Below are 20,813 nucleotides of genomic sequence, written 5' to 3'. Positions count from 1 at the left end.
AAGCGTCAGGCTAATGCATTCAGTAGATATTGTGGCAGCGAAAAGCTACCCGTGTGGACAGCCGGATTGTAATAACGGCAGGTGATGCCTGAAGCGTGATAATGTGCCGCAAGCGTGTCCTGTGCTACCAGGCGCAATGTCGGATCGTTGCTGGCCCAGGCAAAGGTCATGATGCCACCGTAATAGGTGGGGATTGCCGCCTGATAGAAGGTGACATCCGAAAAAGAGCGGTTGAGTAAGCGGTGGCTGTTGATGGCTTCATCCTGTTGCAGGAAACAGACGCCATTTTGTGCGACAAACAGGCCGCCAGGATTCAGGCTATGCGCACAGCCATCGTAAGACGCTGAGCTGAAAAGGCTTTCTCCGGGGCCGATGGGATCGGTGCAATCATAAATGATCACATTAAACCTATAGCGGTTTTGGCTGACAAAATCAACGCCATCGGCGATCACCAGCGTTAAATGCGGATCGTCATAAGCTCCGGCACTGTGGTTGGGAAGGTACTGGCGACAGAAACTGACCACCCCCGCATCAATCTCCACCATGGTGATGTGTTCTACTTCCGGATGGCGACACACTTCGCGCAGGATGCCGCCATCGCCGCCGCCGACAATCAGCACGCGCTTGGCTGCGCCATGTGTCAGCAGAGGGACATGGCTTAACATTTCATGGTAGATAAACTCGTCGCGTTCGGTGGTTTGCACCACGCCATCCAGTGCCATTACGCGCCCCAGCGCCGCGTTTTCGAAGATAATCAGATCCTGATGGGCGGTTTTTTCATGAAACAGCACCTGGTCAATGGAAAAATATTGGCCGAAGCTGGCATGTAACGTTTCATGCCATATCTCTTTTCGGGACATGTCAGGGCTTCCTCTGCAATAACCGCCGTGAAAATGAGCGCGCCATCATAGCTAACTCGCTGATGGCTTGCACGGCGAAATTTCAGACAGTGCGGGAAACGTTACGTGAACACTATTTCGCCTACACCAGCACTATTTCGCGTACGCGAGCAGACCGAGCGAGTTTTGCGCCAGCGATTGACACTTTTTGGGCGTCGGTATTGGGATGTTACTCAGATCGCGGTAGCTATCCTCACCCAGGCTGGTCATATCAAACTCACTGTAATTATTGAGATTCCAACGGTTTTGCTGTGCAAAAGCGACCAGCACGCGTCGAATATGATCGTTGGAAATGTCTTGATAGCCACAGTTGTTTTTTAGATAGACGAAAATGGCCGTCAAGTCAGCGAGATCTTCCGCCTCAAATTCATTCAGTGCGTTACTGGCTGACGAAAATCCCATCAGACTCATAAGCAGCAGTGCCAGCACAGAGCGTTTCATGATTAAACCTGTATCAACAATCGTAAAATGACGTTATCACAGATGGGGTAAGTTGGTTCAAGGTTTATTTTACGCGTTCACGTTAGTAAAACTCGTTATTCCCTGATGTGCCAATCTGTACGGTTGAGACCAATGGCCGGATTAAGCCCCATTTATTCCGTGTTGATAACATGACTCCGTGCGCAGCCTCTGTTATTAATAGATGATGGTCAATAGGATTTACCGTTGCTGGTGTGATGATATCGGGTCTCTGGCGTATCAGTTATTGGGTGATTAACGGGGCATTTTTGCTTCCCGTGGGGATCGTCTTCGCGCTGGCATTTTGGCCCGATGCTAGCGGCATGCTGGCACTGTGGCAGCAGGGGATGCCGCTTTATCTGCTGCATACGACGATTCTGGTCTGTGGTGCAGTGACGCTGAGCCTGCTGATCGGGCTGCCTGGGTTATGGCCTATTACCGTTTTCCCGGTAAACGCGACGTTGCCTGGACCTTGTGCTTACCGCTGGCCATGCCCGCCTTTTTGATAGCCGATTTTTATGCCGATATGCTGGGGCAACATGGCGTGCTGTGGGCCCTGTTAGATTTTCCTGCGCTCAGTGAGGAAAGTGCGCACAGCCGAACGCTGTTGGGCGCTTGTGTCTTGCTGGCGCTGGCCTTTTACCCTTATGTTTATCTGCCGGTGCGTCATGCGCTGGAATCCCAACCTCCGCACTGGTTACAGGCCGCGCAGCTACTCAAACTGACGCCGCGCCAGGTATTCTGGCGTTTATCTTTCCCGCTGGTGCGCCCGGTTATCGGAATGGGTGCCATGCTGGTGGCCATCGAGACCTTGAATGATTATGGTACCGCGCTTGCTGGCACTGCCTACGCTGACAACGCGTTTGATCGATGCTGGCGTGTTGCAAGGTGATACTCAGGCTGTCGCCCATTGGACGCTCTCTCTGTTGCCTTTTATTGTGCTGCTTACCTGGCTTGGCCTGCGTTTTGCCCGCCAGCAACGGCAAAATACCTTTCCGGGGATCGCAGATGACATCGTCAAGCCGGTGCTGACGGTCGGTATGGCGCGACTGGTCACGCTGGTATGCTGGGGGCTGGCGCTGTTGGCTTTCGGTTTGCCGCTCGGTCGCTTGCTGTATTGGCAATTAGCGAATATCCGCGACGGCTGGAGCGCAACGCTGCTCGACGCGTTGTTGAACAGTCTGACCATGGCATCGCTGGCTGCCGTTATTCTGTGCGCGATGATGATTCCTTTTCTGCTGTTTATTCGTTTGGCGGGGTTACGTGCCGGACGCGTTTCTTTCGCCTTGGCGCAGTGGGGCTATGTGTTTCCGGCGGCTGCACTGGCGACGGGCATTGCCATTCCGCTAATTGCACTGGATAACGGGCTTCGTTCTCTGGCTATGCTGGCGGAGATACCGTTTGTACCCCCGCTGTTTTCCAGCGTCTGGTTGATCATGGTGCTGGTTTACTGCGCCAAATTTAGCCGTTTTGTGTTGGAGCCACTCAGTATACGTATGGCGAACATTCCGAGCATTCTCGATCAGGCCAGCGCGATGGCTGGACTCACGCTGTGGCAACGCGGAGCGCGCGTCTATTTCCCGTTACTGAAACCACAGTTGATGATGGGCGTGGTGATTCTGTTTTTCGAAGGCATGAAAGAGTTAAATGCCGCATTTTTATTCCGCATGTTCGGGTGGGAAACGTTGCCGACGTATGTTTTTCGTCTTGCTGCCGATAACCTGTTGCAGTGGGGGGCATTGCCAGCGCTGTGTTTAGTGCTGATTGGCGGTGTGCCGATGTTGTGGTTTCAATGGCTTTGGAAGGGAAATAATCGATGACGCCCACAACGGTTTTGGCGGTGCAAAGCGTATCTTGTCATCTCAGGCAGCAGCCCGTGCTGGACTGGGTAACCTTTTCAGTGCGCGAGCAGGAACTGATTTGCGTATTGGGCCCCCACGACAGCGGCAAGACCACGCTGTTGCAAGCGATCGCTGGCTTGCTGCCTGTGACAAAAGGGGAGATAGCGCTTGTCGGTGAGCGCATGAGCACCCCGATGATATCTGTTCCCGCACATCAGCGTCCTGTTGGGTTGGTGTTTCAAGACTACGCCCTGTTCCCGCATTTAACCGGGCAGGAGAATCTGGCCTTTGCCTGCCCGGTGCCTATGACGCAAGAACATAAAGATGCGGTGCAGGAGATGCTGACGCTATTGGGATTGACCGAGTGCGCGGCGCGCTATCCTCGCGACCTCTCTGCCAAGCAGCAACTGCGCGTGGCGTTAGGGCGCGCGTTATTGTTATTGTGTAAGCCGCGTCTGTTGCTGCTGGATGCGCCGTTCCCCGCCATGGATAGCCAGCAGCGCGACCGGCTGATTGCGGAAATTCGCGATTTGCTCAAACAGCGTCAGATTGCCGCTATTCTGGCGACGGTCAGTCGTGAAGAAGCGTTTGCCTGGTCAGATCATGTGGTGTTATTGCATGAAGGCAAGGTGATACAGCAAAGCAATCCTTACGAACTTTATTATCGACCGGTGCAGCGCGCGGTGGCTGATTTTCTGGGCAACACCAACTATCTGCCGATTACCGTGCTGAGCGAACATCAGTGGCAAAGCCCGATGGGGGATTTTCATGCCAACTATCCGCTTGGTTTCCCGATTGGCAGCCAGTGCGATTGGCTGGTGCGGCCGCAAGAAATTGCGCTGGCGCTCGATCCAGATGGTACAGCGCTGATTGAAGATCGCGTGTTTCTGGGAACTTCAAACGTGTATCGGGTTCGGCTGGCGGAACGCGTGCTGACGGTACAAATCAGTAACTGGTTTGAGCCTGGTCAGCAGGTCAGGATCAGTATCCGGCCCGATCAGCCCATTTTGTTTCCCGCGTTACCGCTTGAACCCGTCGCTGAAGAGAACGCGTCTTGAGGGGCTATTTGTCGGCTTTGCTCACCTCCGCCGGTGGCGCTGGCAGCTCGCGAATCATCACTCTCACTTCATAGTTTTTGTTCTCCGTCTGTGGGGCATTGGCAATCAGCTTACCAAGCGCTTCTGCGGACTGGTGGGTTTGCATAGATGCCTCGTACAGCGGTGGTACAGGTGGCGGAGGCGAGAGTTCGCTTTTGGCAAAGTGAGGGGCACCTATAGGCAGTGGCCGTGGTGTGTCTGGTGCGGCCTTCGCTATCCAAGAGAGCCCTAACAGCAGGGCAAGCAAAAGAGTAGGGTGCGGGTGTGTCATGTTCATAAAAGACCTTTCTCGCTGGCTGAATTCAGGCCTTATCAAAGCCGCTCTGGCAGGGAGGCGCAATGTGTTTTACCCAGTTTTATGCTGCGATAACGCTTCACTTACACTCCTGTCATTTTGCGATCGTCTGGCAATGAGAGGCGCATAAGCCTTTTCCTGTGTCATTGAGAACCCTGTGCTGTGGCCGTTATACTGCGCGCCTCAAAGAGACCGTGAACAGGCTGCGAATAAGCCGTGTAGCGCTGTGGTGTCGCCCTTTTTTAAAACGAGTGATGTGTATGATGAAACATACTGTGGACGTCATGATTGCCGAAACGGACGCGCGCGCGAGCGCATTAGGTCAGGAAATCAGCCAGCACTATCGTGGCAGTGACAGCGATCTGGTGTTAGTCGGGCTGCTGCGCGGTTCGTTTATTTTCATGGCCGATTTATGTCGTGCTATCGATGTCTCCCACGAAGTGGACTTTATGACGGCATCCAGCTACGAGCGGTACCAGTTCTACGCGAGACGTCAAGATCCTCAAAGATCTGAATAAAGACATCCGTGGTAAACATGTGCTGATCGTGGAAGACATCATCGATTCCGGAAACACCCTGAGCAAAGTACGCGAAATTCTGCGTCTGCGTGAGCCTGCGTCGCTGGCTATCTGTACGCTGCTGGATAAGCCGGAGCGTCGGGAAGTTGACGTGAAAGTGGAGTGGGTCGGTTTTTCTATTCCTGACGAATTTGTGGTGGGATACGGTATCGACTACGCACAGCACTATCGGCATTTGCCTTATATTGGCAAGGTGATTCCGCAGGAATAAGTTGTCGCGCCAGATAGAGGGGCACATAAGGTGCCCCTGTAAAATCAGATCAGGGAAGAGATGGCGCGGCGATAGCGCTGTTCTAGCGTTTCGCGGCTAGTAGCGGTAACTTCCAGATCGCTTAACAAACCGTCCTTGATGCCATACACCCAGCCGTGAATCGTGACCTTTTGGCCTCGCTTCCAGGCGGATTGCATGATGGTAGAGTGACCCAGGTTATGGACTTGTTCTACAACATTGATTTCACACAGTTTGTTAAAGCGTTCTTCGGGCGGCAATTCTCCCAACAGCGAGCTATGCTTGTACCACAAATCACGGATGTGCAGCAGCCAGTTGTTGATAAGCCCCAATTCAGGGTTTTCTACCGCCGCCTGCACGCCGCCGCAACCGTAATGCCCACAAATGATGATGTGTTCGACTTCGAGCACTTCAACGGCATACTGCACCACGGAAAGGCAGTTTAAATCGGTATGGATAACCAGGTTTGCCACATTGCGGTGAACGAACAGCTCGCCGGGCGCAAGGCTGGTCAGGCTTTCAGCGGGTACGCGACTGTCATAGCAGCCAATCCACAAAAAACGGGGTTTTTGTGCCAACGCCAGGCGTTCAAAGTAACCCGGATCTTCTTCAACCATGGTGTTGGACCAACGCTGGTTGTTGGCGAGGAGCGTTTCAATATCTTTCATGAAAGTAAATGGCCTGTGACAAAAAAGGGCAGTGAAAGGTAATATAAGGCAAGCGTGAATGTTTTAAAATCGAAACTGAGTCACTCATTGATAATAGGGCTAGTTAACTTGTTATGACATATGCACTGGAACTGGAGAAACTGACCAAAACGTACCCAGGGGGCGTCAAGGCAGTGCGCGGTATCGATCTGCGTGTGGAGGCTGGGGATTTTTATGCGCTGCTGGGAACGAACGGCGCAGGGAAATCGACCACGATTGGTATCATCAGCTCACTGGTAAACAAATCTTCCGGTAAGGTGCGCGTTTTCGGCTACGATTTGGAGCGCGATATCGTTAACGCCAAGCGCCAACTCGGGCTGGTGCCTCAAGAGTTTAACTTCAACCCGTTTGAAACGGTGCTGCAAATAGTTACCCATCAGGCGGGGTACTATGGTGTGTCGCGCCAGGACGCCCTGCAACGGGCGGAGAAATACCTCAAGCAGCTCGATCTGTGGGAAAAGCGTCAGGAAAAGGCACGCATGCTTTCCGGTGGGATGAAGCGCCGTTTGATGATTGCGCGCGCCCTGATGCATGAACCCAAATTGTTGATCCTTGATGAGCCAACCGCCGGGGTGGATATCGAACTGCGTCGTTCCATGTGGGGGGTTCTCAGAGCGCTGAACGCGCAGGGCACCACCATCATTCTCACCACGCACTACCTGGAAGAAGCGGAAATGCTGTGCCGCAATATTGGCATTATTCAGCATGGTGAATTGGTAGAAAACACCTCGATGAAGGCATTACTTGCCAACGTGCAATCGGAAACCTTTATTCTCGATCTAGCACCGAAAAGCCCGCTGCCCAAGCTGGAGGGGTATGCCCACCGTCTGACAGATACTTCAACGCTGGAAGTGGACGTGATGCGTGAGCAGGGACTCAATGGCGTTTTCAGCCAATTAAGCACGCAAGGGATTCAAATATTGAGTATGCGTAACAAGGCGAACCGTCTGGAAGAGTTGTTCGTCTCCATGGTTAACGGTGAAAAGATGAAACATGTGAAGGCCAGCGGGGAGGCGAAAAAAGCATGACGCAGTTATATTGGGTCGCCATGAAAAGTATCTGGACCAAAGAGATCAACCGTTTCAGTCGCATCTGGATACAAACGCTGGTGCCGCCAGTGATCACCATGACGCTCTATTTCCTTATCTTCGGTAGCCTGATTGGCTCCCGTATCGGTGAAATGCACGGTTTCGACTACATGCAGTTTATCGTACCTGGGCTCATCATGATGGCGGTGATCACCAACGCCTATGCTAACGTCGCAGCGTCTTTCTTCAGCGCTAAATTTCAGCGCAATATTGAAGAGTTGCTTGTGGCGCCCGTTCCGACACACATCATTATTGCCGGTTACGTGGGGGGCGGGGTAGCCCGCGGCGTGTGTGTCGGTGTGTTGGTCACGGCGGTGTCGCTGTTTTTTGTTCCGCTGCATGTGCATGCCTGGTGGGTGGTGGTGGCTACGCTACTGCTGACGGCGGTACTGTTCTCTCTGGCCGGATTGCTGAATGCGGTATTTGCCAAAACCTTTGATGACATCAGCCTTATCCCGACGTTTGTGCTGACGCCGTTAACCTACCTTGGCGGCGTGTTTTATTCGCTGACGCTGCTGCCGCCATTCTGGCAAGCGGTGTCCAAGCTCAATCCCGTGGTGTACATGATAAGCGGTTTCCGCTACGGCTTTCTCGGCATTCAGGATGTACCGCTGGCTTTCACCATGGCGGTGTTGCTGGTGTTTATTCTGGTGTTTTACGTGCTGGCGTGGTGGCTGATCGAACGCGGGCGCGGCCTGCGAAGTTGAGAGAAAAACGGGGTCATTATGGCCCCGTTGCTTTTAGGCGACCTGAACCGGAATCGCCTTCGCCTGGCGCGACATCACGTTATCACCGGAGAAATAGGCGACTTTCGGGTGATGTGTGCGCGCTTCTTCGTCTGACATCTGTACATAGGAGCAGATGATCAGTTTGTCGCCGACGCAGGCGCAGTGTGCCGCCGCCCCATTGACAGAAATAATGCGTGATCCTCTTTCTGCCGCAATGGCATAGGTAGAGAAACGCGCCCCGTTATCCACGTTGTAGATATCGATGGCTTCGTATTCCAGAATGCCCGCTGCATCCATGAAATCCTGATCGATGGCGCAAGAACCTTCATAGTGGAGATCTGCCTGGGTGACTTTTACCCGGTGCAGCTTACCTTGTAGCATGGTGCGTATCACTGTCGGTTACCTCGGTTAATGTCTGTCATGCCAGTCAATCGACCAGTACGACCTGCTGATTATCAATCAAGCGGGCCTTACCCAGCCAGGCTGCCATCAATACCACCGCGCGCGTGCTGGCCACGGTCAGTTCTTGCAGCGTATCCGCATCGCGAATGTAGAGCTCATCGGGCGTGAACCCGGCTTCACGTAACGCTTCTGCAGCACTGGTTACTATTTCCTCAAGCTGGCGATCGCCGTTGCTGAGTTTATCTACCATCTGATCCATGATGCGTTTTAGCGCGGGCGCAGACTGGCGCTCTTCCGGGCTAAGATAACCGTTGCGCGAGCTGAGTGCCAGCCCGTCCGGTGCACGGACAATCGGCACACCGACGATATCAATGTCGTAGCCCATGTCGCGCACCATCTGGCGAATCAGCGCTAACTGCTGGTAATCCTTTTCACCAAAGCAGGCGATATCGGGTTGTACCATGTTAAACAACTTGCTGACAATGGTTGCCACACCGCGAAAATGGCCCGGACGGCTGGCGCCTTCCAGCATGGCAGACAACCCCGGCACCTCGATAAACGTTTGCTGGCCCAGTCCATGCGGATAGACTGTCTCTGGTGAGGGTGCAAATAACAGATCCACGTTACGACGGGTTAACTTTTCGCAATCCTCTTGCAAGGTGCGTGGATAACGTTTCAGATCGTCGGGTTTATCGAACTGCATCGGGTTGACGAAAATGGAGACGATAACAATATCGGCGCGTGCCCGCGCATCGTCTACCAGCGTCATGTGTCCGTCATGCAGATTGCCCATGGTAGGCACCAATGCAATGCGTTTCCCCTCTTGACGCCAGTGGCGAATCTCACGGCGTAATAGCAAAGGGATTTCAAGAATCAACACGGTCTTGCTCCTTTGTACTCATCATTTTTATCAATACTTGCTGTGGTAAAGGGTTTAGCTTAACGGAACGAATGTTCCTCGGCAGGGTAAAGTCCCTGCTCAACTTCCTGCACATAAAGACGCGCGGCGGCGGGGATGTCGGCGCTGTGTGCTAAAAAGTTTTTAGCAAATTTGGGTGTGTTCTCGCCGGTGATGCCGAACGCATCGTGCATCACCAGAATTTGGCCATCGGTGACGTTACCTGCGCCAATGCCGATAACAGGGATCGACAATGCCTCGGTGACACGCTGTGCCAGCGGAACCGGCACGCATTCCAGCACCAGCAGTTGGGCGCACGCAGCCCCCAACGCTAACGCATCATCCAGTAATTGCGCCGCCGCAGCCTCATCGCGTCCCTGAACTTTGTAGCCACCGAAAATATTCACCGATTGCGGCGTCAATCCCAGATGGCCGCACACGGGTACCGCGCGCTCGGTCAGCATCTTCACCGTGGGGGCAAGTCATTGGCCGCCTTCCAGTTTAACCATGTTGGCACCGGAGCGCATCACTTCCGCCGCATTCGTAAACGTTTGCTCTGGCGTGGTATAAGCCATAAACGGCAGGTCAGCAAGCAGCAGGCACAGCGGGTGTGATAGGCAATGTCACTGACGGTCACTGGCAGCGTGGAATCATGGCCTTGTAACGTCATGCCTAGCGAATCACCCACCAGCATCACGCGAATGCCATTGTCGTAGAATAAGCGGGCAAAACTGGCGTCATAGGCGGTAATGGTCGCGAATTTACGCTTATCCTGCTTACACTTGCGTAGGTAGGTTAGGGTTGTCGGTTTCATTGGCAGCCTCCCGGAATCGAAAAAGTCAGGAGAGCATCTTAAATGAAGCCTGCCTTAAGGCATAGCCGTTGAAGGGGGGAAATGTGACCTGGGTGATATCAGCCTTGCTCCTACCACAGCGTCATGCCATTGCGCGGTACGGCGGACAGGCGCAATGCCAGTGCTTCACCGTCAGGAAAGTGCAAATCCGGGGCGATATCGGCCAGCGGATACAGCATGAATTCCCGGTTTTTCATGTCGTAGTGAGGAACGGTTAAACGCGCGGTGTGCAGGGTTTCATTGCCATACAGCAGAATATCCAGATCCAGCGTGCGCGGCCCCCAGCGGTGCGCTTTGCGCTCGCGGCCATGCTGCTGTTCAATGGCTTGGGTGTGGTCGAGCAGAATTTCTGGCGCGAGCATAGTGTCCAATGCCACCACCGCATTGAGATAGTCGGGCTGATCTTGCGGGCCCAATGGACGGCTGCGATAAAACGGTGAGCAGCATTGCACGCGGGTGTGCGGCACGTTATCCAGCGCCGCCAGCGCGGAGTTAACCTGTTGTAGCGGATGCGCCAGGTTGCTACCCAGCGCCAGATAAACGCGTGTCACGAGGTTCTTTCTCTGCGCGGCGCACTCGGCTTACGGCGTCGGGAGTGGCGATGTGGCGTAGGGCCATCATCCAGCGTGCTGAGCATGGCTTGCTGGCGCGGCAGCGTAGCGACCTGGAATTCTCCCCACCATTGAGAGAGACGTTGCAGCTCTGGCTGACGCTCAATTTCGGCACGCAGGCACAACAAATCGTAGGCAGCGCGGAATTTCGGGTGCTCCATCAGCTTGTAGGCGCGTTTGCCCTGACGCCGTGACAGGCGCAACTGCAACTGCCATATATCACGCACTAACGAGGTGATACGTTTGGGAATGGCAAGAGAACGGCACTGTTCGTCCAAAATTTCGTTCATGGCAAGGGCGAAGGAGTCGAAGTAGGTTAATCCACTCTCCTGTGCCAGTTTCTGCGCATGCTCGATCAACGGGTACCACAGCATGGCGGCAAACAGAAACGCCGGATTAACGCGCATGTCATTTTGCAACCGCTGGTCGGTGTTCTTTAACACCAGCGCCACCATTTTTTCCAAATGGCTATCGCCGTTAGGCGTGAAGTGGCGGCTGATCAGCGGGAACAGCGGCTGAAACAGTTGGTATTCGCACAGCAAACGGTACGTCGGGTAACCGTAGCCCGCTTGCAACAGCTTCAGAGATTCCTCAAACAGGCGTGCGGCGGGGATATCGTGCAGCAATGTCGCCAGACGTGGAATCGGCTCGGCGGTTTCCGGGCTGATGGTCATGTTTAGTTTGGCGGCGAAGCGCACGGCGCGCAGCATGCGTACCGGATCTTCCCGATAGCGGGTTTCGGGATCGCCAATCAACCGGATCACGCCCTGACGCAGATCGTTTAACCCGCCGGTGTAATCACGCACGCTGAAATCGGCGACGCTGTAATAGAGGCTGTTAATGGAAAAATCGCGGCGTTGCACATCTTCTTCAATGCTGCCGAAAATATTATCGCGTAACAGCATGCCGCTCTGTGCCTGCTGCGAAGTGGTTTTTAGCTGCTGCTCCTGATGTTGCTCGTGATGGCCGCGAAAGGTCGCGACTTCGATCACTTCAGGGCCAAACATAACGTGAGCGAGGCGGAAACGGCGGCCAACCAAGTGGCAATTGCGAAATAATTTACGCACCTGCTCCGGCGTCGCATTGGTGGTGATATCAAAATCTTTTGGTTTTTTCCCCAGCAGCAGATCTCTTACGCCGCCGCCAACCAGATAGGCTTCATAGCCCGATTTGTTCAGGCGATAGAGTACCTTCAGCGCATTTTCGCTGATATCACTGCGCGAAAGGTTATGCTGGTCGCGCGGAATCACGGTCATAGCCTGGCGCACGGGCTCCGCGGTGGCCACGTCATTGTCGCGGCTGAGTACCTTGCGACAAAAATTAGCGACTCGGGTAAAGATGGTACACCTCGATAGTGATGAAAAAATAACGGCACAACAAAAAATAGCGGCTAATCATAGCTCACCGCGCCACCTTTGAGAATGCCGATGTTGCCTCAGCCACATCGAATGCTCCGATTAACGGAATATATCCGTCATACTTCAAGCCGCAGGTGCGTTGGCTACACTCTTTTTACCCGAATCATTTACTTGAGTAAGCTCATCGGGATTGAGGAATCTCATCCCTGAGATTCCCCCTGCGGGCCAGTGCGAGCGCTGTTCAAATCTGTTCCAGACTGATTTGTCATTCGTTTGCCGTCTTCCAGCAACTCGAATTATTTAGGATATAGACGCGAGTGACCAACGGCTAACGGCCCACTGTAAAAGGAGCGGCAACGCCATGTCCTGCCAATGCTACGGCAACGGCTGATTAAGAAAGCGCAGCGCGCTTAACAGTACCGGACGCGGATCGCCATCCGGTACCGGATAGCCTAGCTGTTGATAGAGCGCGATCTGCCGGACGGTAGGGGCGATCAGGTCTGCGCCGCGCACGATTTCCGTTACCCCTTGATTGTGGTCATCCACCACAACGGCAAGATTATAGGCGAATAATCCATCGCGGCGGTGAATGATAAAATCTTCCTGTGCCAGCGCTGGAACGGCATACAGTTCTCCGCGCAACCTGTCGTGAAAGTGCAACACCGGGTTGTCTTGGCGCAAACGAAGGGCGGCGTGAGTAGGGCCCAGTTGGCGCGTACGGCAATGGCCATCATACTGCCCGCCCAGTGAATGAATGCGTTGGCGCGTGCAATCGCAGTAGTAGCACTGGTGGCGCGCTTTCAGTTTGGCCAGCACTTCCAGATAACGCGCATGCCGTTGGGACTGATAAAGCACTGGGCCATCCCACAGCAAACCGTAGTGTTCCAACTGTGAAAGAATGCGGCTTGCCGCGCCAGCGACTTCGCGCGGCGGATCGATGTCTTCAATGCGCACCAGCTAGCGGCCACGATGGGCGCGTGCCTGTAGATAGCTGCCTAATGCTGCGATCAGGGAACCAAAATGAAGATCGCCGGAAGGCGATGGGGCAAAACGGCCGGTATAACGATGGGTGTCAGGCATACGGGTGAATAATGCCAGCACGTCACTCCCGCATTCGGTGCCGGGAGATGACGCTACGGCAAAAACGTAAAGCGGAACAGCTTTTCCGCCCTACTGTGGGATTATCCCGCCATCTGTTTCTCGCGGATTTCCGCCAGCGTTTTGCAGTCAATACATAAATCAGCGGTAGGACGCGCTTCCAGGCGACGGATACCAATTTCAACACCACAAGAATCACAGTAGCCGAAGTCCTCGTCTTCGATTTTCTGTAGTGTTTTGGAAATCTTTTTGATCAACTTGCGTTCCCGATCGCGGTTACGAAGTTCCAGACTGAACTCTTCTTCCTGTGCGGCGCGATCGACCGGATCCGGGAAGTTGGCTGCTTCATCGCGCATATGGGAAACGGTGCGATCCACTTCATCCCTGAGTTGATTGCGCCATGCTTCAAGAATACGCTTGAAATGAGCCAATTGGGAGTCGTTCATGTACTCTTCGCCCGGCTTTTCCTGGTACGGCTCCACTCCGGCAATTGCGAGAATGCTCAGAGAAGATGTCTTACGGTTTTGCTCTTCTTGCATGTTGCTTCTCCTACATAACTCGACACGCACTATCGATCCCTAAGGGGGGAGAAAAACAGGCCGCTATAAATAGCAGATGGAACTGGGGTTGGCAATAATTCCTGTCACAGGCCTGATAAGGTACCAGGAACCTCGTCGTCACATCCGATAATAAACAACAGGTAAAGGCACCTACCGTCTTTATCGCGTTACGGTTAACGGCAACGGGTACGTGAGCGTAATACCGTCAGGGCATAATGTGGTGGCATAGCAAAAAATTTCAACCCCCTTTTGCCGCGCTTCGCAAAATAATTCTGCATAACGGGCATCGATGTGCTGTGCAGGCGCAACTTCGGCGATGCCAGAGTGCAGCACCGCGAAAAACAGCACTGCACGTTCGCCGTTTTCAGCCACCTGTATCAATTCGCGCAGGTGTTTTTGTCCGCGCTGCGTCACGGCATCTGGAAAAAATCCCTGGTGAGGCGACATATGCAACGGCGTTTGTTGCAATAATGTAACTGACTTCACCTCAATATAGCAGTTAATCTGCCCCGGTGCCTGTAACAGCAGGTCAATGCGGCTGTTCTCCGTGCCGTATTTCACTTCGGGGGTGATTTGGCGGTAGCCGGCCAACTTAGGAATGCGTTGCGCCAGCAGCGCTTCATGCACCAGATGATTGGCGCGCAGCGTATTGACACAAATCCAATGCCCCTGCGCGGTTTTTGTAAGTTCCCAACTGTGCGCGTATTTACGCTTGGGGTTATCTGAGGTGGAGTACCACACTGTATCACCCGGTGTGGCGCACCCAGTCATCGCACCGGTGTTGGCACAGTGCAGCGTAAAGGTTTCTCCTTCGGGCGTAACCACATCGGCAAGGAAGCGTTTGTAACGTTTAATCAACCGTGCCGGTTTGAGCGGCGGCGTAAAGTTCATCGGGTTATCCTGCGTTATGGTGGGCCAACGGCCATTCCGCGACCTGTTGGTAGCGGGTTTTTCCCTGTTCCCAGCGAGATTCATACAGGGCAAAGCGCTCGGCCGACAACGTCCAGTCAAAATTGGCGGGGGGGAAGCGCCACGGGGCGCGTGGCGCCGCGCAACAGTGTGATATGCGGGTAAAAGGGTTGCGGGCTTTGGTAGCAACCGCTGCGCGCCGCTTGCGATCGCAACAGCGTGGCCAATTGCAGCAAGCCGCGCGGTGCCTGACGGCAGCCCAGTCATACAACGCCGGGGCGCGGCCACTGGCCTGCGTCGTTAAGATGCAACTGAAAAGCGGGCTGACGGATTCTGTCGGCCAGCAGCCGAAGGGCGCGCTCTTTTTGCTCGCTCACTTCACCCAAAAAGGCCAGCGTCATATGCATATTGGCAGCAGCGACCGGGCGTCCCGCCTCTGGGGCAAAGTGCTGGGCACGCCACTGAACCAGCGTTTGCGCCAGTGCATCGGGTAAGGACAAGGCAAAAAACAGGCGGCGTGTGCTTAACATGGCTCTCTCTACGCGGATAACCGAGGATGCTACAATGCCGATTCGAAGGCGACAACCACCGCTTTCGCGCAATGCCCTATTTTGTGCGAACATGCGTTGCGCCAGGAAGACGCTATTGTAGAGGAGAATGCTGTGAGTTTACCGCCGGTCAGCGTCGTGCTGAATGAGGTCATTGAAGCGTTAGGCCGCGCGCCTCAAGTTTTATTGCACCCACCTACCGGGGCGGGAAAATCCACCTGGCTGCCGCTAAAATTGCTGGAAATGGGCGGGTTCTCTGGCCGGATCATTTTACTTGAGCCGCGTCGGTTAGCGGCCAAAAACGTGGCGGGGCGCCTGGCGGAACAACTGGGTGAAACGCCGGGTGGCACCATCGGTTACCGCATGCGCGCTGAAACGCGCGTCGGCCCCCAGACGCGCATCGAAGTGGTCACTGAATGGGTGCTGACACGCATGCTGCAACGGGATGCCGAACTGACGGGCGTGTCGCTGGTGATTCTGGATGAATTTCACGAGCGCAGCTTGCAGGCGGATTTGGCATTGGCGCTGCTGCTCGATGTTCAGCAAGGGCTGCGCGAGGATCTGGCTCTGCTCATTATGTCCGCCACGCTGGATAACGCGCGTTTGGCTGCGTTATTACCGACGGCGGAGACGGTGGTGTCACAGGGGCGGGCTTTTCCAGTGGATCGCAACTATCAGCCGTTGGGCAATCAGGAACGGTTGGAAGAGGGCATTGCCCGGCAGATTCGCCGTTTGCTGACGGAACAGCCCGGATCGGCGTTGGTGTTTTTGCCCGGCGTGGCGGAGATCAAACGGGTTGAAGCCATGCTGCAAGAGACGCTTACCTACCAGCAGAAAGCGATTCTCCCTGCCGCGCCGGGGCGACGTAAAGTGGTGTTGTCCACCAATATTGCAGAAACCAGCCTGACAATTGAAGGTATTCGGCTGGTGGTCGATAGTGGACTGGAGCGCGTTGCCCGTTTTGATGTGAAAAGCGGGCTGACGCGCTTAGTGACGCAGCACATCAGTCAGGCATCGATGACGTAACGGGCGGGGCGCGTCGGACGACTGGAAGCGGGCTTGTGCGTGCACCTGTGCGCAAAAGATCAGGCGGAGCGTGCCGCCGCACAAAGCAGCCAGGAAATGTTAAACAGCGATTTGAGCAGCGTCTGGCTTGAACTGTTGCAATGGGGCTGCACCTCCGCTGAGTCGCTCACCTGGCTGGATGTCCCGCCGACGCCAGCTCTTGATGCTGCACGTCGTTTGCTGACGCAATTGCAGGTAACCGACAATGCCGGGAGGCTTACGACCCGTGGACGCCATATCGCCCGACGGGGCATCGAGCCTCGTTTGGCGGCTATGTTGCACAGCACCGCACAGCAGGATGCGCAAACGCAGGCCACCGCCTGTCTGTTGGCGACGCTGTTAGAAGAACCGCCGCGTATGGGACCGCTGGACATTGAGCGTTTACTTGCGCGGCCTTCGCCCTCCTGGCGGCAGCGTGCCACGCAGTTGATGACGCGGATTGACCTTTACGATGCGTTGCTGCGACAGCGGCTGGAAAGCGCGCTGCGGCGCCATTACACCGCACCGGGCGGCAGCCATCTGCCGTTGCTCTATCATCACGATCAGCCGCCGGCGCTCGCGGTACGTATGCAGGAGATGTTTGGTGAGCGGCAGAACCCCACGGTGGCAGAAGGGCGCGTTGCCGTAGTGTTGGAACTGTTCTCTCCGGCGCATCGACCTTTGCAGGTCACGCGCGATCTGGCCGCCTTATGGCAAGGAGCGTACCGTGAGGTGCAAAAAGAGATGAAAGGGCATTATCCCAAACACGTATGGCCGGACGATCCTGCCAATACTGCGCCGACGCGGCGCACGAAGAAATACCAGACGCCATGATACGTTATTGCAACGTATTTCAGACGGTTCTGCTTTTCTGAAACCGGGCGGAACAACAGAGTAAGCGACGACAGTCAGCGCCTACGTCTATAGTGGTGCTGTTATTGTCATTAACCTGACGGAGAAGTAACCGCAATGTCACAGGACGATCGTGAACCTATCGGACGCAAAGGAAGAGCGTCAGGACTAAAACCGCCGCGCGCTCAGGCGACCCGGCGTCGTAGTCGAAGGGATGACTATGAAGAAGAGGATGACAAGTACGATGAGGACGAGATGAGCAAAAAACCGCGTAAAAAAAGACGCTGGCTTGGGTTGTTCATTAAGCTGTCGCTGGTCTTCGCCGTGGTGCTTGCGCTGTATGGCGTCTATCTTGACAGCCAGATTCGCAGCCGAATCGAAGGCAAAGTGTGGCAACTGCCTGCGGCCGTTTATGGCCGCATGGTGAACCTCGAACCGGGCATGTCCTACAGCCAGAAAGAGATGATAAACCTGCTGGAAGGGATGCAATACCGTCAGGTATCGCGTATCACCCGGCCGGGCGAATTCAGCGTGCGTGGTAATACCATTGATATACTTCGCCGCCCGTTCGATTTCCCCGATGGTAAGGAAGGGCAGATCAATGCCCGACTGATCTTTACCAACGATCGTCTGGCTCAGATCCAAAATCTGGAAAACCAACGTAATTTTGGTTTCTTTCGTCTCGATCCGCGCCTGATCACCATGATGCAATCCCCTAACGGGGAGCAGCGGCTGTTCGTGCAGCGCTCCGGTTTCCCGGATTTACTGGTTGATACGCTGGTCGCGACTGAAGACCGCCATTTTTACCAACATGACGGCATCAGCTTCCTGTCTATTGGCCGTGCTTTTCTGGCGAACATCACGGCTGGCCGCGCGGTGCAGGGCGGGAGTACCCTGACGCAGCAGTTGGTGAAAAACCTGTTTCTCACCAATGAACGCTCCTTGTGGCGTAAAGCGAACGAAGCCTACATGGCGTTGATCATGGATTACCGCTACAGCAAAGATCGCATTCTTGAGCTGTACCTGAATGAAGTGTATCTCGGCCAGAGCGGCAACGATCAGATTCGTGGTTTCCCGCTTGCCAGCATTTACTACTTCGGTCGTCCGGTGAATGAACTGAGTCTCGATCAGCAGGCACTGTTGGTCGGTATGGTAAAAGGCGCTTCGCTGTATAACCCGTGGCGTAATCCGCAACTGACATTAGAACGCCGTAATCTGGTGCTGCGTTTGCTGCAAAACCAGCAGATTATTGACGAAGGTCTCTACAACATGCTGAGCGCCCGCCCGTTAGGGGTGCAGCCGAAAGGAGGCGTGATCACACCGCAACCTGCTTTTATGCAACTGGTGCGTCAGGAGTTGCGGCAGCGACTGGGGGATAAGGTAAAAGATCTTTCCGGCGTGAAGATTTTCACCACGCTGGATCCGGTGTCGCAGGATGCGACTGAAAAAGCGGTGGAAGAGGGGATTCCTGCGCTGCGTGCGGCACGCAACGTTAGCGATCTGGAATCTGCCATGGTGGTTGTCGATCGTTTTAGTGGTGAAATTCGCGCCATGGTGGGCGGGGCTCGAACCCAATACGCCGGTTTTAACCGTGCCATGCAGGCGCGTCGCCCTGTGGGTTCACTGGCAAAACCGCCGACCTATCTGACCGCATTGAGTCAGCCCGATACCTTCCGTCTCAATACCTGGTTGGCGGATGAACCACTCTCGCTCAAGCAGCAGAACGGGCAGGTGTGGCAGCCGAACAACTACGATCGCCAGTTCCGTGGACGCGTGATGTTGGTGGATGCATTAGCCAACTCGCTTAACGTGCCGACGGTCAATTTGGGGATGACGGTTGGGCTGGAGCAGATCAGCAATACGCTGCAACGTTTGGGTATCCCGAAAGAGGTGATCCAACCGGTGCCTGCCATGCTGCTGGGGGCCATCAGCCTGACACCGATGGAAGTGGCGCAGGAGTATCAAACCATCGCCAGCGGCGGTAATCGCGCGCCGTTGTCGGCGCTGCGTTCTGTGATTGCGGAAGACGGTAGAGTGCTGTATCAAAGCCTCCCGCAGGCTGAACGCGCGGTGTCGACTCAGGCGGCGTACCTGACGCTGTATGGCATGCAGCAGGTGGTTGAGCGCGGAACTTCACGCTCATTGGCGGTGAAGTTCCCCAATTACCATCTGGCGGCGAAAACCGGGACCACCAACGATCTGCGCGACAGCTGGTTTGCCGGTGTTGATGGCAAAGAAGTGGCGATCACCTGGGTAGGGCGCGATAACAACGGTCCGGCAAAACTGACCGGTGCCAACGGTGCGTTAACGCTGTATCGCCGCTATCTGGAAAACCAGACGCCGCTGGCGCTGATGCTGACACCGCCGGAAGGTATCGCGACTATGACTGTCGATAGCGGCGGTCAGTTTATCTGTAATGGCAGCGCAGGCCGGGCATTGCCGGTGTGGACGGAAAACCCGCAAGCACTGTGCCAGAGCGCACAACAGCAGCAACAAGCGCCCGCACAGCAAAACGACAGCGGTGTCGCTGACTGGATCAAAGAGATGTTTGGTCAGTAACTACGCAGTTTACGCTGATGAACAACGCCCCGACGCGATCTGTGCCGGGGCGTTGTGCTTTTTGGGGCTATACCCTAAATAATTCGAGTTGCAGGAAGACGGCAAGCGCTGGCCCACAGGTGGAATCTCAGGGATGAGATTCCTCAATCCCGATGAGCCACTGAAGTAAGTGATTCGGGGGAGTGAGCACAGCCAACGTATCTGCAACGTGAAGTATGACGGGTATAAATTGCTTGCGAGAGGGATCACGTCCGCCTATTATTCCCGCTCTTGATAATAATCATTATCGTTCTCTTTTGCGTCGGTAGCATCTCGGTGAACAATGCTGCTACCTGACAAACGGCGGACAGCAACAATGGGTTACGACGGTTATGCAAAATCCAGACACCTATTCTCATGAATCGGTGCGGGCTGATAACGGGCCGGATACCACCTTTAGGCTCGACGATGTCAGTTTTGCTGTGCCTGGCCGCACCCTGCTGCATTCGCTTTCTCTGACATTTCCCATCGGTAAAGTATGCGGATTGATTGGTCACAACGGTTCAGGTAAATCAACGCTGTTGAAGATGCTGGGGCGTCATCAAGCACCAAGTACCGGCGTAATTTCGGTCAAGGACACGCCATTGCCCGGCTGGGACAGCAAATCTTTTGCCCGCCAGGTTGCTTATCTGCCTCAACAACTCCCTGCTGCGGAAGGTATGACGGTACGTGAGCTGGTTGCGCTAGGGCGTTACCCGTGGCACGGCGCACTGGGACGTTTTAGCAGCATCGATCGTGAAAAAGTGGAAAACGCTATCGCCGTCGTGGGGCTGAAGCCGTTCGCTCACCGTCTGGTGGACAGCCTGTCTGGCGGTGAGCGTCAACGCGCCTGGCTGGCAATGACGGTGGCGCAGGACAGTCGCTGCCTGCTGCTGGATGAACCGACATCGGCGTTAGACATTGCGCATCAGGTTGAGGTACTGGCACTGATCCAACGTATGAGCCGAGAGCAGGGGCTTACGGTGAGCGCCGTGCTGCACGATATCAATATGGCGGCGCGCTACTGTGATTATCTGGTGGCGCTGCGCGGTGGTGAAATGATTGCGCAGGGGACGCCTGATGCCATCATGACGCCGCAGGTGCTTGAAGCGGTGTACGGCATCCCGATGGGGATCCTGCCGCACCCTGGCGGCGGTGCGCCAGTAAGCTTTGTGTGCTAAA

Annotated in this window: 19 protein-coding genes and 5 pseudogenes; 11 read left to right on the top strand and 13 right to left on the bottom strand. The window is 54.9% G+C overall.

The annotated features are described in order from the left end of the window. Nucleotides 1–5 precede the first annotated feature (5 nt). The gene (speE, locus tag JZM30_RS04710) at nucleotides 6–860 is read right to left on the bottom strand and encodes a polyamine aminopropyltransferase (protein ID WP_252317749.1); all 855 of its coding nucleotides are present in this window, start codon (nucleotides 858–860) and stop codon (nucleotides 6–8) included. Between the two features lie 132 nt (nucleotides 861–992). After that, nucleotides 993–1,340 carry a YacC family pilotin-like protein gene (locus tag JZM30_RS04705; RefSeq protein ID WP_252317748.1) on the bottom strand — a complete coding sequence of 116 codons (348 nt, stop codon included), beginning with the start codon at nucleotides 1,338–1,340 and terminating at the stop codon, nucleotides 993–995. A gap of 233 nt (nucleotides 1,341–1,573) precedes the next feature. On the opposite strand from JZM30_RS04705, the gene JZM30_RS04700 reads away from it, so the two are divergent. From JZM30_RS04700 to JZM30_RS04685, 4 genes are read left to right on the top strand one after another with little or no spacing between them, the layout of a single operon-like run. Further along, complete coding sequence (locus JZM30_RS04700; RefSeq protein WP_252317747.1) at nucleotides 1,574–1,864, top strand: hypothetical protein; 291 nt, start codon at nucleotides 1,574–1,576, stop codon at nucleotides 1,862–1,864. Then, nucleotides 1,786–2,250, top strand: coding sequence for an ABC transporter permease (locus JZM30_RS04695; protein ID WP_252317746.1), 465 nt, complete (start codon nucleotides 1,786–1,788; stop codon nucleotides 2,248–2,250). Before JZM30_RS04700 ends, JZM30_RS04695 begins: the two co-directional genes overlap by 79 nt. After that, the gene (locus tag JZM30_RS04690; RefSeq protein ID WP_252317745.1) at nucleotides 2,174–3,178 is read left to right on the top strand and encodes an ABC transporter permease; all 1,005 of its coding nucleotides are present in this window, start codon (nucleotides 2,174–2,176) and stop codon (nucleotides 3,176–3,178) included. Before JZM30_RS04695 ends, JZM30_RS04690 begins: the two co-directional genes overlap by 77 nt. Continuing rightward, the gene (locus JZM30_RS04685; RefSeq protein ID WP_252317744.1) at nucleotides 3,175–4,257 is read left to right on the top strand and encodes an ABC transporter ATP-binding protein; all 1,083 of its coding nucleotides are present in this window, start codon (nucleotides 3,175–3,177) and stop codon (nucleotides 4,255–4,257) included. Before JZM30_RS04690 ends, JZM30_RS04685 begins: the two co-directional genes overlap by 4 nt. A 4-nt stretch (nucleotides 4,258–4,261) precedes the next feature. Here JZM30_RS04685 and JZM30_RS04680 read toward each other — a convergent pair whose 3' ends face one another. Continuing rightward, nucleotides 4,262–4,573: a hypothetical protein gene (locus JZM30_RS04680; RefSeq protein ID WP_252317743.1), complete on the bottom strand. Its 312-nt coding sequence runs from the start codon at nucleotides 4,571–4,573 to the stop codon at nucleotides 4,262–4,264. 281 nt (nucleotides 4,574–4,854) lie between these two features. On the opposite strand from JZM30_RS04680, the pseudogene hpt reads away from it, so the two are divergent. Continuing rightward, nucleotides 4,855–5,380, top strand: a pseudogene (hpt, locus tag JZM30_RS04675) (hypoxanthine phosphoribosyltransferase). A gap of 44 nt (nucleotides 5,381–5,424) precedes the next feature. Here the strand turns inward: hpt and can are convergent. Further along, on the bottom strand, nucleotides 5,425–6,066 hold the full coding sequence (gene can, locus JZM30_RS04670; RefSeq protein ID WP_252317742.1) for a carbonate dehydratase: 642 nt from the start codon (nucleotides 6,064–6,066) through the stop codon (nucleotides 5,425–5,427). Between the two features lie 113 nt (nucleotides 6,067–6,179). On the opposite strand from can, the gene JZM30_RS04665 reads away from it, so the two are divergent. Further along, nucleotides 6,180–7,133, top strand: a complete 954-nt coding sequence (locus JZM30_RS04665; protein WP_252317741.1) for an ABC transporter ATP-binding protein — start codon at nucleotides 6,180–6,182, stop codon at nucleotides 7,131–7,133. After that, nucleotides 7,130–7,900 carry an ABC transporter permease gene (locus tag JZM30_RS04660; RefSeq protein WP_252317740.1) on the top strand — a complete coding sequence of 257 codons (771 nt, stop codon included), beginning with the start codon at nucleotides 7,130–7,132 and terminating at the stop codon, nucleotides 7,898–7,900. The genes JZM30_RS04665 and JZM30_RS04660 overlap by 4 nt, the downstream gene beginning before the upstream one ends. 33 nt (nucleotides 7,901–7,933) lie before the next feature. On the opposite strand, the gene panD is transcribed toward JZM30_RS04660, so the two are convergent. The 9 genes and pseudogenes from panD to thpR all read right to left on the bottom strand — a co-directional run bounded on the left by panD (nucleotide 7,934) and on the right by thpR (nucleotide 15,140). Continuing rightward, nucleotides 7,934–8,314 carry an aspartate 1-decarboxylase gene (gene panD, locus JZM30_RS04655; protein WP_252317739.1) on the bottom strand — a complete coding sequence of 127 codons (381 nt, stop codon included), beginning with the start codon at nucleotides 8,312–8,314 and terminating at the stop codon, nucleotides 7,934–7,936. Between the two features lie 34 nt (nucleotides 8,315–8,348). Next, nucleotides 8,349–9,203, bottom strand: a complete 855-nt coding sequence (panC, locus tag JZM30_RS04650) for a pantoate--beta-alanine ligase (RefSeq protein WP_252317738.1) — start codon at nucleotides 9,201–9,203, stop codon at nucleotides 8,349–8,351. A 59-nt stretch (nucleotides 9,204–9,262) separates the two neighbouring features. Continuing rightward, nucleotides 9,263–10,035 (bottom strand): annotated as a pseudogene (panB, locus tag JZM30_RS04645) (3-methyl-2-oxobutanoate hydroxymethyltransferase). A gap of 110 nt (nucleotides 10,036–10,145) precedes the next feature. Then, nucleotides 10,146–10,625: a 2-amino-4-hydroxy-6-hydroxymethyldihydropteridine diphosphokinase gene (folK, locus tag JZM30_RS04640; protein ID WP_252317737.1), complete on the bottom strand. Its 480-nt coding sequence runs from the start codon at nucleotides 10,623–10,625 to the stop codon at nucleotides 10,146–10,148. Further along, a complete protein-coding gene (pcnB, locus tag JZM30_RS04635; protein ID WP_252317997.1) occupies nucleotides 10,622–12,025 on the bottom strand; it encodes a polynucleotide adenylyltransferase PcnB in 1,404 nt (467 codons plus the stop codon). The genes folK and pcnB overlap by 4 nt, the downstream gene beginning before the upstream one ends. Before the next feature lie 318 nt (nucleotides 12,026–12,343). After that, nucleotides 12,344–13,123, bottom strand: a pseudogene (gene gluQRS, locus JZM30_RS04630) (tRNA glutamyl-Q(34) synthetase GluQRS). Between the two features lie 101 nt (nucleotides 13,124–13,224). Then, a complete protein-coding gene (gene dksA, locus JZM30_RS04625) occupies nucleotides 13,225–13,680 on the bottom strand; it encodes an RNA polymerase-binding protein DksA (RefSeq protein ID WP_252317736.1) in 456 nt (151 codons plus the stop codon). A gap of 180 nt (nucleotides 13,681–13,860) precedes the next feature. Further along, nucleotides 13,861–14,592 (bottom strand): DNA/RNA nuclease SfsA, encoded by a 732-nt coding sequence (gene sfsA / locus JZM30_RS04620; protein WP_252317735.1) that lies wholly within the window; start codon nucleotides 14,590–14,592, stop codon nucleotides 13,861–13,863. 4 nt (nucleotides 14,593–14,596) lie between these two features. Then, nucleotides 14,597–15,140 (bottom strand): annotated as a pseudogene (gene thpR, locus JZM30_RS04615) (RNA 2',3'-cyclic phosphodiesterase). 132 nt (nucleotides 15,141–15,272) lie between these two features. On the opposite strand from thpR, the pseudogene hrpB reads away from it, so the two are divergent. From hrpB to fhuC, 4 genes and pseudogenes are all read left to right on the top strand, one after another. Further along, nucleotides 15,273–16,670, top strand: a pseudogene (hrpB, locus tag JZM30_RS04610) (ATP-dependent helicase HrpB); the annotation flags it as partial. Then, nucleotides 16,653–17,036, top strand: coding sequence for an ATP-dependent helicase C-terminal domain-containing protein (locus JZM30_RS24585; RefSeq protein WP_438801471.1), 384 nt, complete (start codon nucleotides 16,653–16,655; stop codon nucleotides 17,034–17,036). The pseudogene hrpB and the gene JZM30_RS24585, both read left to right, overlap by 18 nt. A gap of 135 nt (nucleotides 17,037–17,171) precedes the next feature. Next, the gene (gene mrcB / locus JZM30_RS04605) at nucleotides 17,172–19,613 is read left to right on the top strand and encodes a bifunctional glycosyl transferase/transpeptidase (protein WP_252317734.1); all 2,442 of its coding nucleotides are present in this window, start codon (nucleotides 17,172–17,174) and stop codon (nucleotides 19,611–19,613) included. A gap of 371 nt (nucleotides 19,614–19,984) precedes the next feature. Continuing rightward, complete coding sequence (fhuC, locus tag JZM30_RS04600; RefSeq protein ID WP_252317733.1) at nucleotides 19,985–20,812, top strand: Fe3+-hydroxamate ABC transporter ATP-binding protein FhuC; 828 nt, start codon at nucleotides 19,985–19,987, stop codon at nucleotides 20,810–20,812. Nucleotide 20,813: the final 1 nt, after the last annotated feature.

The organism is Candidatus Symbiopectobacterium endolongispinus, assembly GCF_018777385.1.
Classification (GTDB): Bacteria; Pseudomonadota; Gammaproteobacteria; order Enterobacterales; family Enterobacteriaceae; genus Symbiopectobacterium; species Symbiopectobacterium endolongispinus.
Note: the sequence above shows the minus strand (reverse complement) of the source record. Positions and strands in the feature narration are given on the sequence as shown.

What these genes read in the sequence shown, in the direction of transcription:
- speE (WP_252317749.1), bottom strand. Translation starts at nt 860, where the DNA reads ATGTCCCGAAAAGAGATATGGCATGAAACGTTACATGCCAGCTTCGGC.
- JZM30_RS04705 (WP_252317748.1), bottom strand. Translation starts at nt 1,340, where the DNA reads ATGAAACGCTCTGTGCTGGCACTGCTGCTTATGAGTCTGATGGGATTT.
- JZM30_RS04695 (WP_252317746.1), top strand. Translation starts at nt 1,786, where the DNA reads ATGGCCTATTACCGTTTTCCCGGTAAACGCGACGTTGCCTGGACCTTG.
- JZM30_RS04690 (WP_252317745.1), top strand. Translation starts at nt 2,174, where the DNA reads ATGATTATGGTACCGCGCTTGCTGGCACTGCCTACGCTGACAACGCGT.
- JZM30_RS04685 (WP_252317744.1), top strand. Translation starts at nt 3,175, where the DNA reads ATGACGCCCACAACGGTTTTGGCGGTGCAAAGCGTATCTTGTCATCTC.
- JZM30_RS04680 (WP_252317743.1), bottom strand. Translation starts at nt 4,573, where the DNA reads ATGAACATGACACACCCGCACCCTACTCTTTTGCTTGCCCTGCTGTTA.
- can (WP_252317742.1), bottom strand. Translation starts at nt 6,066, where the DNA reads ATGAAAGATATTGAAACGCTCCTCGCCAACAACCAGCGTTGGTCCAAC.
- JZM30_RS04665 (WP_252317741.1), top strand. Translation starts at nt 6,180, where the DNA reads ATGACATATGCACTGGAACTGGAGAAACTGACCAAAACGTACCCAGGG.
- JZM30_RS04660 (WP_252317740.1), top strand. Translation starts at nt 7,130, where the DNA reads ATGACGCAGTTATATTGGGTCGCCATGAAAAGTATCTGGACCAAAGAG.
- dksA (WP_252317736.1), bottom strand. Translation starts at nt 13,680, where the DNA reads ATGCAAGAAGAGCAAAACCGTAAGACATCTTCTCTGAGCATTCTCGCA.
- sfsA (WP_252317735.1), bottom strand. Translation starts at nt 14,592, where the DNA reads ATGAACTTTACGCCGCCGCTCAAACCGGCACGGTTGATTAAACGTTAC.
- JZM30_RS24585 (WP_438801471.1), top strand. Translation starts at nt 16,653, where the DNA reads ATGACGCGGATTGACCTTTACGATGCGTTGCTGCGACAGCGGCTGGAA.
- mrcB (WP_252317734.1), top strand. Translation starts at nt 17,172, where the DNA reads ATGTCACAGGACGATCGTGAACCTATCGGACGCAAAGGAAGAGCGTCA.
- fhuC (WP_252317733.1), top strand. Translation starts at nt 19,985, where the DNA reads ATGCAAAATCCAGACACCTATTCTCATGAATCGGTGCGGGCTGATAAC.